The 18761-nt window shown below is 42.5% G+C and carries 12 protein-coding genes; 2 read left to right on the top strand and 10 right to left on the bottom strand.

From position 1 onward, the window contains the following. Positions 1–48: 48 nt before the first annotated feature. Positions 49–1392 (bottom strand): argininosuccinate synthase, encoded by a 1344-nt coding sequence (argG, locus tag ACWU4D_RS00775; RefSeq protein ID WP_456049462.1) that lies wholly within the window; start codon positions 1390–1392, stop codon positions 49–51. Between the two features lie 323 nt (positions 1393–1715). Here argG and ACWU4D_RS00770 point away from each other — a divergent pair, with 323 nt between their 5' ends. Further along, on the top strand, positions 1716–3335 hold the full coding sequence (locus ACWU4D_RS00770; RefSeq protein ID WP_456049461.1) for an NAD(P)/FAD-dependent oxidoreductase: 1620 nt from the start codon (positions 1716–1718) through the stop codon (positions 3333–3335). A gap of 79 nt (positions 3336–3414) precedes the next feature. Here ACWU4D_RS00770 and ACWU4D_RS00765 read toward each other — a convergent pair whose 3' ends face one another. From ACWU4D_RS00765 to ACWU4D_RS00725, 9 genes are all read right to left on the bottom strand, one after another. Continuing rightward, a complete protein-coding gene (locus tag ACWU4D_RS00765) occupies positions 3415–4953 on the bottom strand; it encodes a sensor domain-containing diguanylate cyclase (protein ID WP_456049460.1) in 1539 nt (512 codons plus the stop codon). Between the two features lie 481 nt (positions 4954–5434). Continuing rightward, positions 5435–6397 (bottom strand): 6-phosphofructokinase, encoded by a 963-nt coding sequence (gene pfkA / locus ACWU4D_RS00760; protein ID WP_456049459.1) that lies wholly within the window; start codon positions 6395–6397, stop codon positions 5435–5437. A 202-nt stretch (positions 6398–6599) separates the two neighbouring features. Beyond that, positions 6600–7463 (bottom strand): SMP-30/gluconolactonase/LRE family protein, encoded by an 864-nt coding sequence (locus ACWU4D_RS00755; protein WP_456049458.1) that lies wholly within the window; start codon positions 7461–7463, stop codon positions 6600–6602. Continuing rightward, positions 7454–9460, bottom strand: coding sequence for a heparinase II/III domain-containing protein (locus ACWU4D_RS00750; protein WP_456049457.1), 2007 nt, complete (start codon positions 9458–9460; stop codon positions 7454–7456). Before ACWU4D_RS00750 ends, ACWU4D_RS00755 begins: the two co-directional genes overlap by 10 nt. 92 nt (positions 9461–9552) lie before the next feature. Then, on the bottom strand, positions 9553–10956 hold the full coding sequence (gene uxaC, locus ACWU4D_RS00745) for a glucuronate isomerase (RefSeq protein WP_456049456.1): 1404 nt from the start codon (positions 10954–10956) through the stop codon (positions 9553–9555). Positions 10957–11239: 283 nt separating this feature from the next. Continuing rightward, a complete protein-coding gene (locus ACWU4D_RS00740) occupies positions 11240–14080 on the bottom strand; it encodes a TRAP transporter permease (protein WP_456049455.1) in 2841 nt (946 codons plus the stop codon). 341 nt (positions 14081–14421) lie between these two features. Beyond that, positions 14422–15387: a TAXI family TRAP transporter solute-binding subunit gene (locus ACWU4D_RS00735; protein WP_456049454.1), complete on the bottom strand. Its 966-nt coding sequence runs from the start codon at positions 15385–15387 to the stop codon at positions 14422–14424. Positions 15388–15534: 147 nt separating this feature from the next. Further along, positions 15535–16380 carry a 3-keto-5-aminohexanoate cleavage protein gene (locus ACWU4D_RS00730; protein ID WP_456049453.1) on the bottom strand — a complete coding sequence of 282 codons (846 nt, stop codon included), beginning with the start codon at positions 16378–16380 and terminating at the stop codon, positions 15535–15537. After that, complete coding sequence (locus tag ACWU4D_RS00725; RefSeq protein WP_456049452.1) at positions 16377–17729, bottom strand: aspartate aminotransferase family protein; 1353 nt, start codon at positions 17727–17729, stop codon at positions 16377–16379. The genes ACWU4D_RS00730 and ACWU4D_RS00725 overlap by 4 nt, the downstream gene beginning before the upstream one ends. Positions 17730–17838: 109 nt before the next feature. Here ACWU4D_RS00725 and ACWU4D_RS00720 point away from each other — a divergent pair, with 109 nt between their 5' ends. Beyond that, complete coding sequence (locus ACWU4D_RS00720; RefSeq protein WP_456049451.1) at positions 17839–18738, top strand: LysR substrate-binding domain-containing protein; 900 nt, start codon at positions 17839–17841, stop codon at positions 18736–18738. Positions 18739–18761: the final 23 nt, after the last annotated feature.

The following is an 18761-nucleotide window of genomic DNA, read 5'->3' as shown; positions in this document are numbered from 1 at the left end:
ATTTTTCATTTATTGCAATTCAATAAAATCAATTATTGAATAAACATCTTATTTACTTTCTTCGTCGTTTAAACTTAGGAAACTCTTACCATCACGCAACGACACTAGGCCAGTATCTGAGTAAATGCCGAGCTTCTCACGAGTATCAACGATATCCAAATTACGCATAGTAAGTTGTCCAATACGGTCCAATGGAGAGAATGGCGCATCTTCCACTTTTTCCATACTTAGATGCTCTGGCGCATACGTAAGATTAGCTGATTCTGTATTCAGGATAGAGTAATCATTACCGCGACGAAGCTCTAACGTTACCGTACCAGTAATCGCACGTGCAACCCAACGCTGTGCCGTTTCACGTAGCATTAATGCTTGTGAATCGAACCAACGACCTTGATACAGTAAGCGACCTAGCTTAAGTCCATTCATACGATATTGTTCAATCGTATCTTCATTGTGAATACCAGTTAACAGACGCTCATAAGCAATAAATAGTAAGGCCAGTCCCGGGGCCTCATAAATACCACGACTTTTTGCTTCAATGATGCGGTTTTCGATTTGATCACTCATGCCTAAACCATGACGTCCACCAATACGGTTCGCTTCTAAGATAAGCTCAACAAGATCAGGGTACTCAACACCATTTAATGCAACTGGAACGCCTTCTTCAAATCGAACCGATACTTCTTCTGATTTGATAACGCAATCTTCTTTCCAAAATGGTACACCCATAATTGGAGTCACAATATGCATGCCAGTAGCGAGGAACTCTAAATCTTTCGCTTCATGAGTCGCACCTAACATATTACTGTCGGTAGAATAGGCTTTTTCCAGTGACATTTTATAGCCGAAACCATGAGTATTCATAAATTCAGACATTTCTGCACGGCCACCAAGCTCATCGATAAACGTTTGATCTAACCATGGTTTATAAATGCGTAGTGCTGGGTTGGTCAACAAACCATAACGATAAAAACGTTCGATATCATTACCTTTGAAGGTACTGCCATCACCCCAAATATTAACGCCGTCTTCTTTCATTGCGGCCACTAGCATAGTACCAGTTACTGCACGGCCAATTGGCGTGGTATTAAAATAGGTAGAACCCGCTGTTGTGACATGAAACGCTCCAGACTGCAGTGCAGCAATACCTTCAGCCGCTAGCTGAGGACGGCAGTCAATCAAACGCGCTTTTTCGGCGCCATATTCCATTGCTTTACGAGGAATCTCATCATAGTCTTCTTCATCTGGCTGACCTAAGTTAGCCGTGTAAGCATAAGGGTGGGCACCTTTAAGTTTCATCCAATGCAGCGCTGCACTGGTATCGAGTCCACCAGAAAAAGCGATACCCACTTTTTCACCAACTGGAATATTCTGAAGAATGGTATTTGACATATTTTAAAGCCTTTTGCGAGCACACACCCAATGGGCGTAATAAATGTGAAATTTAGCTGATTACACTAACCAGATTGTTCTGGTGATTGTTAGCAGCAATGTTACCTTGATCGGAAGAATTTCCCAAGAGGTTCACGGCTAAATTCCCAATAAACTTGCTATCCAAGTGCGCAATCGACTTATTTAATCACCCCACACCTTGTCATCCGCTACCTGTTTACTTTAAAACCAATACAAAACAGATTTTTTACCACGAATTATTTTCAATTTTTCTGGTTATGAAGTAAATTACGCGCTTTCGCAACACTCCATAAGGTGACCTCATGATTCGCTTGAACCAAGTCAAACTTCCACTCGATCACAATGACGATGCATTAAAGCTATTTGTCTTGGAAAAATTAGCAATTAATGAACAGAAACTGGTAGATATACATGTGTTCAAGCGTGGATACGATGCGCGTAAACGTAATACCATCACCTTAATCTACACCTTGGACGTCACACTAGTAGATGTAGATGAAAAAGCCTTGCTTGACCAGTTTAACGATGATCAAAATGTAAGTGCATCACCGGACACTCAATATAAATATGTTGCGCAAGCACCTAAAGACCTAACCGAGCGTCCGATAATCATTGGCATGGGCCCATGTGGTCTTTTTGCAACTTTGATCCTCGCTCAAATGGGATTTAAACCCATTCTCTTAGAGCGTGGTAAATCTGTTCATGAACGCTCTAAAGACACTTTTCGTTTTTGGCGTAAAGCAGAACTCAATACTGAATCTAACGTACAGTTTGGTGAAGGTGGTGCTGGAACGTTTTCCGATGGAAAATTATACAGTCAAGTCAAAGATCCCAACTTTCTTGGTCTAAAAGTCAAACAGGAATTTGTTGCTGCGGGTGCGCCAGCTGAAATCATTTATGTTAGCAAACCTCATATCGGCACGTTCAAATTGGTTACTATGGTCGAGAGAATGCGCAGCAAAATTCTTGAACTTGGTGGCGAAATTCGCTTTGAAACTCGAGTTGATGAACTCAACATCGAAGAAAATCAAATTACGGGCGTGACGCTAAAAAGTGGCGAAATAGTCCACTCTAATCATGTAGTGTTAGCAATTGGGCATAGTGCACGCGATACGGTCCAAATGCTCCATGACAAAGGCGTCCATTTAGAAGCTCAATCTTTTTCTATCGGGTTCCGTATCGAACACAAGCAGGAAATGATTGATAATGCTCGATTTGGTACAAATGCAGGACACCCAATTTTAGGTGCAGCTGACTATAAACTGGTCCATCATTGTAAAAACGGGCGCAGTGTATACAGTTTCTGTATGTGCCCGGGTGGCGTGGTCGTTGCCGCGACGTCAGAAACAGAAGCAGTGGTTACCAATGGAATGAGTCAGTATTCTCGAAGTGAACGAAATGCCAATAGTGCGATTGTGGTCGGAATTTCACCGGGTGATTTCAACAATGACCCACTTCAAGGTATTGCTCTTCAACGTAAACTTGAGCGCAATGCTTACATATTGGGCGGAAGTAACTACGATGCTCCAGCACAACGAGTAGGAGACTTTTTGGCGGGTTCCACTGCCAAACCTTTTGCTGACATCGAACCATCCTACAAACCTAATGTTCATATGACGGATCTTAGCGCTAGTCTTCCCGATTTTGCCATAGAAGCGATTCGTGAGGCGTTACCTGCTTTTAATAAGAAAATTCGTGGATTTTCGACACCAGATGCCATGCTTACAGGTGTTGAAACTCGGACATCGTCACCTGTTCAAATAAAGCGTGGAGCGGATTTCCAAAGTATTAATACTAAAGGCTTGTATCCTGGTGGTGAAGGAGCGGGCTATGCGGGTGGCATCCTTTCTGCGGGGATTGATGGTATTAAAATTGCGGAAGCTGTTGCTTTAAACATGATAAAACAACATGGCAACCAGTAAGTGATAAGTGAAAAACAAACACCTCTGCTGCATCCCTCTATTTAATGAGAGCTCTATCAAACTCGTTTATTAACCTAAACTAAGCCGATACGATTCGATTTCGTCCGGCTTCTTTAGCTTGGTACAGTGCTTCATCTACTCGTTTTATCCACAGCTCTGGTTGCTCTTTCGATTTAAACTCAGAAATACCAGCACTAAATGTCACTTTATACTTTTCTCTTACTTTCAATGTGTTTACTTTCTTCAGCAAGCCTTCAAGGTACATCATTCCAGCCTCAAGGTTTGCTTCAGGAATTAATACGACAAACTCCTCTCCTCCCCAGCGGCATATCACGTTTTCTTTTCTTGAATTCATTGAAATACAATCAGCGATACTGCACAACACTTCATCCCCGACATCATGACCATGATTGTCGTTAATGAGTTTAAAGTGGTCTAAATCAATCATCACCAAACACACATTACCGCCGTGACGATTCACTCTAGCGATCTCTTTTTCTAAAAAAACGTAGAAAGCGCGTCGGTTATAGAGTTGTGTCAAAGGATCTTTCGAAGCAAGTTCCTCAAGCTTTTTATTTTGAGTAGCAAGAGTGAGGTTCTTAGCCTCAATTTCTTTCGTTCTTTCAGACACCAGTGATTCTAACTGACTGGTATGTTGACGAATTTTTCTTAGGCTTTGAGAAAACGCGCGTGATAATAGCCCTATTTCGTCATTCGAATCAATCACAGTAATCGATTGGTTGCTACTTACGGCAGAAACTCTTACTTCGTATGTCAACCTCGCAATCGGCTCTGTAATTTTTTTCGCGAATTTGCTGAGTAGATACATAAATACAAGCATCAATATATTTGATACGAGGAATACGTTGTATACGATTGCGTAGATATCGCTGAAAATTTCACTCTCTATCGTCGTCACAAACAAAACCCACCCCGGAATCTCATCGACTTTAGAAAAAGTAATGACTTTATTTTCATTAATATTTGTATCTCTAAAGCGACCATAGCCATGATCTTGGGTTTTTACCTTTTCTAACGTTTCTTCAAACCCTAAAAAACCAGATTGTGCTGCCTTGGCTATGTTCGCTTTCATAATAACTTTCGGATTTGGATGCAAAATGACATCCCCATTCCCATTGGCTAACCACGCATAACTTCCATTTTTCAATTTAATCGAAGAGACTCGTTCAATCAAACGGTGAACATCCAATGCAACAGCCAATGACCCCTTCCACATTCCTGAATAATCGCGAATAGGGACAGCCACCATAATGATCAACCCGCTCTCAATACGACTTTCAAAAGGTGATGTTATATTGTACTCCCTTCCTTCCCAATCTTTTGCTCTTAAAATCGCAGAGTTCGCTACTTTTGAAACATTGCCCTTCGCATCATATAAGTTGAAGTCACTATCAAGATAAACAGCATTGATAAAATCACCATCTCCCAATGTCACAAGTCTTTTTACGTCTTCGAGGATATGATCAACATCACCTTCTTTAATTCTAGGCTCTTCACTTACCATCTTCAGCATTGCAACATACTGTGTAAATTCATGGCTCAGTAACGTCGCATGCAAGCGTGAGATTTCAGCAGAACTGTCTAATGCCAAATTCAAGACGCGATCCTTCTCATTTACATAAAGCGTAAATAACAGAGCCGTCGTAAATAAGACTGTTAGGACGGAATATAAAATAACGACCTTCATTCGAATGCTACGAAAAAAGTTATTTTTCAACATCTCATTTAGCAACCGATTCATTCCCCGAGAGTGAGTCAATAACAACGTGTCAGAGCATGAATATTAACTAATTTATCAATTAACACTCAAACTATAACAAATACAATATAGAACAATAATCTTACTTTAATATTAGGTTCTACTTGTAAATAATGCGAGGGTGAATTGAATAGGCTTGATGAAATGTCGACTAACTAGGAGACGATGACGAGAACTTGATTTGCATCGCTTAGAATAAAAAAAGATGACCCCTATAAACTGGCCATCTTTTTGTGAGTGACATCAAATATTTAATAGTTCTTTTATCCTGATACAACATGGCTACTTGTACATGTTGTATACGGCTATTTGGCGACCATTAAAACAGTGAGTTTGAAAGATCATACAACTCTTGATTAAATGGTCGTTTCATTGTGGAAATACAATCAATAATGTCATGATGCACCATTTGAGAATTCATCATTCCAACACAACGTCCCCCATGTCCTTCAATCAACAGTTTAACCGCGTACGATCCCATACGACTGGCAATAATTCTATCTCGTGCTGTTGGTTTACCACCACGTTGTATATGACCTAGAATCGTCGCGCGAGTTTCATGCCCGGTGTTGGCTTCTATATTACGGGCTAACGCTTCGATATCAGTAACATGTTCGCACACCGCTACCAAAGCATGCTTTTTACCTTTATCGATACCTGCTTGTATACGATTAATAATTTCTGCTTCATCGTATACCTGTTCTGGGACCACAACAAATTCGACACCGCCAGCTACGGCCGCTCGCAATGTCAGGTCACCACAATAGCGCCCCATAATTTCAACAAGAGATATCCGTTTATGAGACGCGGATGTATCTCTCAAGCGATCGATAGCTTCAACCACAGTGTTTAGAGAAGTATCATAACCAATGGTATACGTTGTTCCTGGAATGTCGTTATCGATGGTTCCTGGGATACCAATGCAGGGGTAACCCATCTCTGTCAATTTAGATGCCCCCATATAGGAGCCATCACCGCCAATCACAACGAGCGCTTCTATCCCATGCTTTTTGAGATTTTCGATAGCTTCAGCTCTCACGCTCTCTTCTTTGAATTCAGGAAAACGTGCCGAACCTAAAAATGTACCACCACGATTGATCACATCCGATACCGATTGGCGCTCTAGTTTTTTGATCTTATTTTGATGCAAGCCAGCATAACCATCAAACACACCGTACACTTCTAGTCCTTGGTGTTGCCCTTCACGTACCACTGCACGAACAGCAGCATTCATACCAGGCGCATCACCACCACTTGTAAGTACTCCAATTTTTTTAACCATATAACTCTCCATTTGATGGCTTAATGCAAAAATAAATAAGATATGAAATTTGTATCGATTCTCTATAGATACCTAATCAACACTTCAAAAAATAGTACTCTTTACCCATTAAAAATAGCTAATCTAGAAAAACAATGTCCGATGTAGGATCACGGAATACATAAAATTGACCGCTCTTTTTATTCCAATGAGCAAAGTTCAATCACCCTAAAAGACCAACATCGACCAAGAATAAACCACCTGAGTGTGGCATTGCCAATTGTTCCTCGTCGCTCATCTGTAGCGTCGAAGACGTAATAAACAATGTATTCATTGTCACCCCACCAAATGCGACACATGTGGGATTCTTAACTGGGAGGTCGATTCTTGTGTCTATTTGACCGGATATAGGGTCAATGCGAATTACTGCTCCTCCTCCCCAAATCGCACACCATAGGAACCCTTGCTCATCGACTGTCGCTCCATCGGGAAATGAAAGATCACCCTCTCCGTGATAAACGCAGCGAGGATTGGAAAGCTGTGTGCTATCTGAAGAGTATGGATAGGCCAAAATTTGCTTCTTTGGTGTATCTGCAAAATACATCGTCTTACCATCTGGCGAAAAACAAATACTATTGCTGCACGCTACATTGGTCAGCAATGTTGTCACATTAAAATCAGGGCCCACTTTTATCACAGATGAGCAAAAGGCATCATCATTGGACTCATTAATACCGCCTACAACAAAGTTACCGTAGGGGTCGAGCTTGCCATCATTCAGGCGGCTATGTGGATTATTCGGCTCAAAGTCGAATAAATGGGTTACCTTAGAATCATTAAGTGAATATAACGCCACGTACTTATCAAATGCCGCCAGTAACGTGTTCTTATCTCTGAACATAAAAGCACATAAACGTGCTGGCATTGCACGGGATTTGGAAACACCGGATTGAGGTGAATACTCCCAAAGTTGTCGCCCTTCTATATCCGTCCAGAAGACACTATTTCGAGCTTCACTCCATACCACACCTTCACCGAGCGTATTTCGACAATCTACTGCCAACATCGGCTTCGAGGTTAGTTCCATACAGAACAGCCCGACTCTTCAAACATCAATTTCAATTCTCGCTTAACTTTCCCACCTTCTAGCATCAAGGTAACATTATCTTGGTTCCATTCCACCGATACTTTGTCAATTGTGCTTTGATTGGTCAAATCATGCACAACGACAGAACGTAGAATACTGTCACTGCTTCGGCATAGCATATACGCTAGGTTTTGAGTCGCTGGATTATCCGGCCCCTCTCCAAACAACAGACTTCCGTTAGCAGAAATAAAACACTGGTACGGTTTGACTTCGTTTGCAACTTGAAATTGCTCGCGAACCACCCCTAGAATTGAACGAGAATAACCGTCACTCAGGTAGCTAAGCGGGCCTTCGGTGAACACATTGTCAATTTTGTTATGTGCAGTACACCGGTGATGTTTTGCTCGAAAATGCCACACTAGATCAAGTTCGGCCCGATGAGGATTATCAACGTGATCGACTTGAATCATCACATCATTTTGCCAAAATATCGTACGGCGAAATTTCACGTCTCGATAAGCTTCATCACTCCATTGCACAATAGTATGACTATCAACACCCGGATAGGGCTCACTCCAATCGACTAAAGTATCGAGTAATACCCAGTCGTCGCTTTGTTGATAGCTAAGCACTTTGGGATTTGCTGGTGGCTGATTCTGTTGATTCACCGCCAACGTATTGTGAGTTACAGAGTTTTTATAATAGCCATAATGCAGTTCTGCGCCATAGCCGCAGGTTCCAAGGTCTGGCAGCAATTGATGGCCGTGGCGAAACAAAATTAAGCCTAATCGATCATAGTGATCATGCTCACCACCAAACGGAGCGTGCTTCAGCAACAGCATATTCTGATTGGAAACATCGACGATTTTCGTCAATCCCGCCACCGGAGCATGTAAGTGCTCAACCGTTAATGGTGTTAGTTCAGCCGGTATTTTTTCGACCCCGTATAACAAAGCGTCAAGATTATCGCGACTGATGTTGTTGTAAATACTTTTTAGAGCACGACCAAATATTGGGTCATTGAACTCAGCGTACGCATATTCAAACAAATCTGCATTAGTAAAGACTTCCTGCCCAGCCACGCAATCGTTGATTAGTGGGAAATGCCCATCTAGCATAATCAACTTCAGTGGATAAGCGAGAAACGTGTGGAAATTGGCGTGCGATTTTAACGAATATTGCGTTTTACGAGCCATTAACTCAAAACCCATTAACGCTTGAAGCGCATAGTAGTGATAATGCACCGAGCCTTCAAACCACATGCCTTCACCAACGAGGCCGTGATCCATCTGGTAACGCAATCCATACTTCGCTTCCACCGCAAAGTCGATTAACTCCCTATCATCGAGTAGCAGCCCTATCACACCGATGGTCGAACCAATTTTCATTTCATGATTATGAATTTGAGGTGTGCGATACTGCATCATGAATTCAGCACCTTCGCGGAGTAGATTCTGTTCAATATGCATTTGTTCATTATTCGAAAGGCTTTGCTTTATAAAATCGTAGCCTCGAGCAAAATCAATATGGCAATTCGCTTCACACAATGTCTGAGAATTGGCTTTTCCCGGGTTATTATAGGGAATCCCACCATGCTCTTCATACTCTGGATACACATCGGCATAACCTAATAGAATCGATTTCACTTTCTCCAGATAAACATCGCTTCCGGTTAAATGCCATAATAACCCTAAGTCATTACACGCTCTTGCATTGAGCCCGTTAAGCCAACGCCACCAAGCACCATCATACGGTTCGCCAGTAAATATCTTTCCATCAACCGGGCAACGATGCTCTGTCTGATTGTGACGATCCCATTCCAACCTAACACCATGTTCAGGGCAAAAAAAGTAATGATTCCACGTTGCTCGAGCATCGGGAGGAACGAGTGTATCTGTCTCAATCACTGTTTGGTTTTTCGCGATAATCGCATCGATCATCGCTTGGCTACATCGGCTTTTTATATGAGCCATTTCAGAATCAGTAAACTGAAGCATCCGTTCTAAACCTCATTCGCACATACAATAATTTCAAACACCAGGATCGTCGACGTGACAATATTTTTGATACTGCTAGCGCCTGTTTCCGACTAAAGATCAAAATATTCTTTCGCATTCCCGTAACAAATAGCTTCCACGGTATCCTTTAGTAAGGCTTCGTCATTCGGCAGTTCACCTTGCTCTACCCACTCTCCGATGAGATTACATAAAATGCGGCGGAAATATTCATGTCGAGGGAAGGATAATAAACTGCGTGAGTCCGTTAGCATGCCAACAAATCGGCCTAACAAACCAAGGTTGGCTAAGGTTTTAAGCTGCTCAATCATTCCTTCTTTTTGATCGTTAAACCACCACGCAGCGCCAAATTGAATTTTACCCGGCGAGGCGTCGCTGTCTTGAAAAGAACCTATCAAAGTACCGAGAACATGATTATCTCTAGGGTTTAAACAATAAATAATCGTCTGTGGCATGTTTTTATTAAGATCGAGCCCATTCAATAAACAACTGAGATTTTTCGCAAAACAGCTGTCGTTAATCGCACTGAAACCTGTCGCGGGTCCAACCTCTTTTAGGCGACGTTTATTGGGGTCTTGGAGAACGCCAATATGCAGTTGAAACGTCCACCCTAATGCGTGGTTCTTACTGCCAATAAATTGAAAGATTTGAGTTTTAAACTGAGCCGCTTCTAAATCAGAGATCTCTTCTCCCAGCAGGACTTTCTTTAATGCAGCATTCGCATCTTCCAAGGAACATTCCGCAAATGCCACTTCTGCTAAACCCATGTCTGATAAGCGACAACCCGCCTGATGAAAATACTCGAAACGTAAGCTCAATGCCGAAAACAGTTGGTCGATATCGGTAATTTCTGATTGCGTAATGGTCGATAATTTACTTATCCATGCTCGGAAAGCTTCATGACGATCGATGTTATAAAGTGGGTCAGCTCGGAAAGTTGGTAATACTTTGATCTCGAAATCCGATTCGGATAACCCTTTGTGATATTTCAAATCATCTAGAGGGTCATCAGTGGTACAAAGTGATTCAACATTCATCATGCGTAACAAGTTACGAGCCGAATAACTTTCCGTCGAAATTTTAGGATTTACCTCATCCCAAATCGCTTTACTATTTTGAGCATTGATAATCGTATCGACACCAAAATAACGACGCAATTCCATGTGAGTCCACGCATATAATGGATTGCCAATCAGTTGCGGGACCGTCGCACACCAACTTTGAAACTTATCGAATTCATCGGCATCACCAGTAATCAACGATTCATCAATGCCATTACTGCGCATCGCACGCCATTTGTAATGGTCATGCCCTAGCCATGCTTGAGCAATATTCTCAAACATAATGTCGTCATGAATTTCTTGGGCACTTAGGTGATTGTGATAGTCGATAATCGGGAGGTGTTTAGCGTAACTGTGATAAAGCGTTTTTGCTGTATCGTTAGTCAGTAAGAAATCATCACACAGAAAAGGTTTCATATCAGGGCTCCTACCCGTTAAAAATGAAGCGCAGTTTAACCATTGAAGTGAAATAATCAGCGCCACAATATAGCCTGTCATTCCCAATGTAACGCATCTATCTTTTTAAATATTTGAAACCAGTTACAAATAAAATAAAACAATGGTTCATTTTAATAAAACTATGATGAAAGCTCGATTTCCACAATACAAATTTCGAGGACAAATAAAAAGGAGCGCTGCTGCGCTCCTTTTGTAAATGACTTCTTGTAGATAACATCACGAGAAGTTTATATCGATCGCGTTAAGCAGATCCAGCTGCATTATTTTGAGCAGCCGCATTGTCATTAAACCGACGACGACGCTGCAACATAACAATGCTACCGAGTAAAAGTAGCGCTGGAATATAGAACCACTGTCTTGCAGGGCGATCAGCTGGAACACCGACAACTTCAACAATTTGGTCAAAATCAAAACCGACTTTTTCCGCCGGACTATCAAACCCGATACCATCGACGAGTATCGAGCCATCATCTTGAGGCAGCAATTCTAAGCCATAATTTTCCAAACGTTCTTGTCCTGTTTCACCTTCGCTGACTTCAACTAACATCGTAAGTTTAACTGCGTCGCCAACGTCGTTTTGACCATCGACTTGCACGCGAAGTTCAGTACCTGGAGTTACGCTTTCCATCACTTGAGCAAACTCTTTGCCAGAGTGCTCGTCGTATGGAGGCATAACATAATCCAGCCAGAATCCCGGACGGAACAAGGTAAAGGCAATTAGAAGCAAACTAAATGACTCCCAAAGTCTAGACTTGGTCAAAAAATACCCTTGCGTTGCAGCGGTAAAGATCAACATTGCCGCTGTCGAGGTAATAAACATCATAACGCCATGTAGGAATGTCACATCAATCAGAAGTAAATCTGTGTTGAAGATAAACAAAAATGGCAATAGTGCGGTACGAAGCGAATAGAAGAACGCGACAAATCCAGTTCGAATTGGGTCGCCTCCCGAGACCGCGGCGGCCGCAAATGATGCCAGCCCGACCGGAGGCGTGACGTCTGCCATGATACCGAAGTAAAACACAAACATATGCACGGCAATCAATGGAACAATCAGACCACTTTGTTGACCCAAGCTAACGATAACAGGTGCAAGCAACGAAGAAACAACAATATAGTTCGCCGTCGTCGGTAAGCCCATTCCAAGAATCAAGCTTAAAATACCCGTCCAAAGCAATATCAATAAGATATGCCCCATCGACAGAAATTCAACCAATGCTGCTAACTTTAAACCAACACCCGTTTGTGAAACGGCACCAACGATAATCCCAGCAGCAGCCGTGGCAATACCGATACCGATCATGTTTCGAGCACCACCGATTAGTCCTTCAACCAGCTCGGAAAATCCAAGTTTTAGGGCACCGTCTGTCTTATTTCCACGGAAGAAATCAAACAAGTAACGTTGAGTCGCCAGAATGAAAATCATTAATGCCGTGGCATAAAATGCTGAAAGGCTTGGTGAGTTGCGTTCAATCATTAAACACCAGATCAACACTAGTACTGGAAGCAAGAAATGCAAACCAGACATCACTGTTGGACCCGCTTTTGGCAAATGCTGAACAGGTGCGTTCGGATCATCGAGTTCTAAGTCTGGATATTGTGAACTGATCTTCGCCAGTATCACATAAGCCACGATAACTATCGCAATGATCACCCAAGCAACCAGTTCACTTGGGATGTGAGATTTGATCGATCCAATTAAGAAAAACAGACCAAATGCACCAATAACTGTATTGCAAAGCACCATTGCGCCAACGGAGAATACCTTGGCTAACTTATCCTCAGTTAAAGAAGATTTCACACTGCGCAATACGACGAACTGAATCAAAATTACCGCGAGGACAAACAGCAATCTCGCTGCATTGCTGGCTAATACTTCGTACAACTCAGAAAGGTATACCGCAGCACCTGCTAACGCAACGATCGGCAACAATGTCATTGCCCATGACATCAACACATCTTTAAACGTACGGCTACTTTCGTCACGAACCAGACCTTGCATGTTCGATTTCATTGCTTCGAGATGCACAATATACACCAAGGCAATATACGAAATAATCGCCGGTAAGAACGCGGTTTTAACCACTTCAAAATAAGGGATGTCGACATATTCCACCATAAGGAAAGCCGCAGCTCCCATTACCGGTGGCATAATTTGCCCATTCACAGACGACGCCACTTCAATGGCACCGGCTTTCTCTGCAGAAAAGCCAACTCGTTTCATCATCGGAATGGTAAACGTACCCGTGGTGACCACGTTTGCTATCGATGAACCAGAGATCAAGCCAGTCATTCCCGATGCCACTACAGCTGCTTTTGCTGGTCCACCCCGTAGGTGCCCCATTAATGAAAACGCGACTTTAATGAAATAGTTACCCGCGCCTGCACGGTCTAGTAAGGCACCGAATAATACAAACAGGAACACCATATCCGTTGAAACGCCAAGCGCAATACCGAAGACGCCTTCAGAGAAAAGCCATTGGTGATCCATCACACCGCCGAACGTAGCGCCTTTCCACGCAATCAGTTCTGGTGCATACGGTCCCAAAAAGGTATAGCCAAGAAAAACCATCGCAACGACCATCAAAGGAGGGCCCAATGCTCGTCGTGTGGCTTCGAGTAGTAAAATCATACCCGCAATGGATACCGCGATATCAAACGGTTTTGGAGCACTTGGACGATCACTTAGGCGAAGACCAAACAAATAGTCAACCAATTGAGAATCGGCAATTAATGGGTATAAAGCACATAGAGATGCAACAATTGCGAACGCCCAATCAAGCGCTGGTACTTTATCCCTTGGAGATTGATTAAAAGCTGGATAAGCAAGAAACGCTAAAAATATAGCAAAGCCGAGGTGGACAGAGCGTGCCTCACCGCTGGCAAACACGCCCCATCCGATCATATACGGTAACGGAGAAGCGATCCAAATTTGGAAAAGAGACCAAGCAAGTGCGACTCCAGCCATCAGCTTGACAATCGATTTATTACTTGGATTCCTCCCTCCCATATCATTCGACGCAACAAGGTCTTGCAATTCCTTGTCATCTAATTGTGTATTCGTCGTATCGTTTGTCATCATCCTGTGACTTCCTATTCCAATGTTTTTTCTTATTGAATACGCACTGCAAATTGCTTCTTGCGAATCAGTTATAAATTGGTTTTTTAAATAGTGAACTCTGTCTCTAAATTCTTCTTAGCTTTGTGAATAACGAAAAGTTAATAAAACAAATTTTTAAAAAGTAGCGAGACAAATATGCAACAACATTTGAGGCAAAAAATTGATGCGAAATATTGAATAACTCAATACTTCACACCAATTTGAAATGGAGAAAAAACTCCGTTTTACATTAAATTAAAAGGTTCACTAACGCACTAAGCAGCGTATCAACTGATATCGACTAACTTAGCGCGACTGAATAATTACATCCAGCCTTTTTCTTTGTAGTAGCGAACTGCACCGTCGTGCAACGGAGCTGACAAGTTCTTAATGATCATGTCGCTTTCTTTAAGATGTGCAAATGCTGGGTGCATTTTTTTGAAGCGTTTAAAGTTATCAAATACCGCTTTAACCATTTGATAAACTGTCTCTTCGTCAGTCGCTGTTGAGCTAACAAACGTCGCCGCAACACCAAAAGTCGCAGTATCTGTATCAGTACCTTTGTACATACCTGCTGGGATAGTTGTCATCGCATAGTAATCATTGTCAGCAGCAAGTTGCTTAGCAACATCGTTGTCAACTGGGATTAGAACTGCATCACAAGAAGTGGTCGCTTCTTTGATTGAACCATTTGGGTGGCCAGCAGTAAAGATAATCGCGTCTACTTTGCCATCACATAATGCTGCAGCTTGTTCAGACGACTTGAGTTCAGAAGCAATGGCAAAATCGTCCATCTTCCAACCCATTTTATCCATCAGGATTTCCATAGTACCACGTTGACCAGAACCTGGATTACCAACGTTAACTTTTTTACCTTTTAGATCTTCAAAGGTTTTGATACCAGAATCAGTACGTGCAACCACAGTGAACGGTTCAGCATGCACAGAGAAAACGGCACGTAAGTCTGTAAACGCACCATCTGGGAATTTATCAGGAGTCGTACCATTGTACGCATGGAACTGCCAGTCTGACTGAGCAACGCCCATATCGACATCACCAGAGCGAATACCATTAATGTTAGTTACTGAACCACCTGTTTTGTGAGTACAGTTAATTTCATGATCCGAAGTGCCCTTATTTACTAGACGGCAAATAGCTCCACCTACCTGATAATAAACACCTGTCTGTCCACCAGTACCAATAACAACGTGTTTAGTACTTGCAATTGATGCGGTACTCACTAGCGCGGTTCCAACCAGAGCGGTTAGAGCGAGTTTTTTTAAAAACATGCTTAACTCCATTTTGTTTTAGTTTTATCCATTCATAGATGATTGAAATACTCTCATATTTCGATTCTAGAAAGGTAACGTACAGAACAACAACATTTTAATAAATCATTGGTTAAATGAATCAGATGTTTTGACCATAAAACACACTTATTTTACAAACATTGCTCTACTATCACGAGCAGAAAGCAAATAGTGCCCGCTTTCTTCCAATTTTGCGTTGATCGCGGTCACTTGTTGCAGATTATTTTCGGCGAGGTGTCCTTCGGTATCATAGAGGTTATTTTCAAACCCAATTCGAATATCGGCACCTAATTTCGCGGCTTCTAACAAACAAGCTTGCTCCTTTTCCCCAAAAGCACATACCGCCCACCGTGTGCCATTTAATTTTTCAACTAAAGGAACAAACGGGGCTAATTCTGACGGGTCAGACTGCTGGTTTTTATCATATCGACCCAACACTATAAGTATGTGATGGTGATGATTAGGGAGAATGTTTCGCTCAACAAGATCTAGATAATATTCAAACTGTTGTTCTGAGTAAAGGATATATTGAGCGATAATTCCCTCTTCGGCTACCCAATGAAAGAATTTACTCGCTGCAATTTCCTGATTTTTCGAAGGAATCAACTCTGAAATTGCAAATGAAGCAGCTTCAGGTTTTAGTGCTTTTATCAGGTCCATCTGCTGTTGTGGCGGATACATTCCAACCGCTTCGGTGGTAAGTTGGATAATTACATTGTCACCAACTTGCTCTCTCACGGCATCGAGAATCAAAGCGTTGTCTTCAATTTCAAGCGAATGCAGCCCTTCTTGGTTTCGCGCGTGCAAATGTACCATCGCGGCACCGGCTTCAACGCAACCTTTAACTTCCTTTACAATCTCTTCAACCGTGATCGGTAAATTCGGATGATCCTGTTTGGTTTTACGTGCGCCATTTAACGCGACGATAACCATGGTACTTTTACTCTCACCATACTGTGTTTTTTGCATCATGATTTCCTGCTGTTTTTGTACGCGGCTTGCGTTACTGAATCAATGCTACGGAAGATCTTATCTGTTAACTCACTCACATGGGACTCATCCATAATAAATGGCGGAGCCAGTAACACATGGTGGCCATTTTGACCATCAGCCGTCCCAGACATTGGATAGCAAATCAGCCCCAACTCCATTGCTTGTGCTTTGATTTGGCTATGAATTGCAATGCTAGAATCGAAAGGGTGTTTGGTTGTAATGTCTTCAACAATCTCAATTCCTCTAAATAAACCTCGACCGCGAATATCCCCAATAAATGGATGATTATTAAATTTGTCTTCAAGTTGTGATTGCAGTAATTCACCTAAACTGCGTACCTTGGGTAATAGATTTTCCTGTTCGATCACATTCAATACAGCAAGAGATCCTGCCATCGCAACCGCATGCCCCATGTATGTGTGTCCATGTTGAAAGAACCCAGACCCTTGCGATATGGTATCGTGAATCTCTTTTGTGGCGATCATCGCGCCAATCGGTTGATAACCCGCACCAAGTCCTTTCGCTATTGTTACAATATCCGCAGTAACGTCTTCTTGTTCGTGAGCAAACAGCGTTCCTGTTCGTCCCATTCCACACATCACTTCATCGAGGATCAAAAGAATCCCATATTTATCGCAAATCTGGCGAATGCGTTTGAAATATCCTTGCTCAGCAACAACCGCCCCTGCTGTTGCTCCAACGACAGGCTCGGCAATAAAGCCAATCACTGTTTCTGGTCCAACAGCAAGCAGACGTTCTTCAAGTTCATTCGCAACGCGTTGACCATATTCAAAATGCGTTTCTTGATCAGTTTTATTTCGGTAGGCAAAACACGGTGAAATATGTTCCACGTCCATCAATAACGATGAAAATGGTGCGCGACGCAGGGCATTTCCTCCAACCGCAAGCGCCCCCAAAGTGTTGCCATGATAACTTTGGCTACGAGAGATAAATCGCGTTCGTTGCAGTTCACCCTTTTCAACAAAGTACTGACGAGCCAATTTTAGCGCCGCTTCTACCGCTTCCGAACCACCCGATCCGAAATACACTTTATCCAGTGAACCTGGTGCAGCAGCGGTTAGTTTTTCTGCTAGGTTTTCCGCAACTTCAGTATTAAAAAATCCGGTATGGGCATAAGCGACTTGATCGATCTGCTGGTGCAATGCTTCACGTATTGCTGGGTGGCTGTGGCCTAAACAAGAAACGGCTGCTCCTCCGCTACCATCGAAATAGGCTTTACCATGTTGATCGTAGAGATAAACTCCTTTCGCTTGTTTAGCTAATGGCAAATTGGCGTGGCAGTGACGTTGAAACAGATGATTCGGCATTTTATTTAGAGCCCTTTATTTCGTAGGAGTGGTTTAAATTAGTACAGCTTTACCGAGTCAAACAAACGATATATTATCAAGATGCATGAAAAAAACTCATAGGTATCACATGCCCAACAAACTCCCTCCCCTTAATGCACTGAAAACCTTTGAAGTTGCGGCTCGAAAATTGAGTTTCTCTCTCGCGGCAAAGGAGTTGTGTGTCACTCAAGGAGCCGTCAGTAAACAAATTAAGCTTCTCGAACAGTACTTGGAGCTTCCCTTATTTGATCGGATCAATGGCAGCTTAAAACTCACCGAAGAGGGACGTCAGTATCTACCCACCATCATGTCTGCCCTTGATCAAATTCAAACCTCAACGTCTCGCTTACAACAGTTTTCACAAGAGACCAAACACATCACGATAGATGTGACACCGTCCTTCAGTAATCTTTGGTTGATTCCACGCCTCACGCAACTCAACCAACTTGTTCCCAATATGAAACTCAACATTATTTCAGGGGATGGATATTATCAATTTCATCAATCTAGTGCCGATATTGCCATTCGATGTTTGCCTTTATCATTAACTCACGATAATGCGACTCTATTACGTTCAGAAACCATGCTGCCTTTGGTTCACCGTGATTTCCTTGATTCGCACCCCATGGAAAACAGCACGGATCTTTTAGCACTTCCGTTGCTAATGCACACCACTCGCCCACAAATTTGGGACCAGTTCATTAGTCAGCAAGTCAATCAAGGCGAACTGTCTAGCAACCCTAATTTCTATCATGGATTTGAGCATTTTTTCATGTCGATAGAAGCGGCGAAGCACAAACAAGGCGTCGCGCTTGTACCGGATTTTCTGGCAGAAGCCGCCTTAACATCAGGTGAGTTGGTCAACCCACTTAACTTATCGTTTGCGAGCGGTTATGGGTTTTACTTCCTTGCACCCTCTTACCGTCAGTCCAGCCCCATCATTCAGACACTTTATGAGTGGTTCGATAAAAGCTTGAAGGTTACGTGATCGATTCAAGCTCAAACCTATGT

This window comes from Vibrio phycocola (assembly GCF_053850235.1).
Note: the sequence above shows the minus strand (reverse complement) of the source record. Positions and strands in the feature narration are given on the sequence as shown.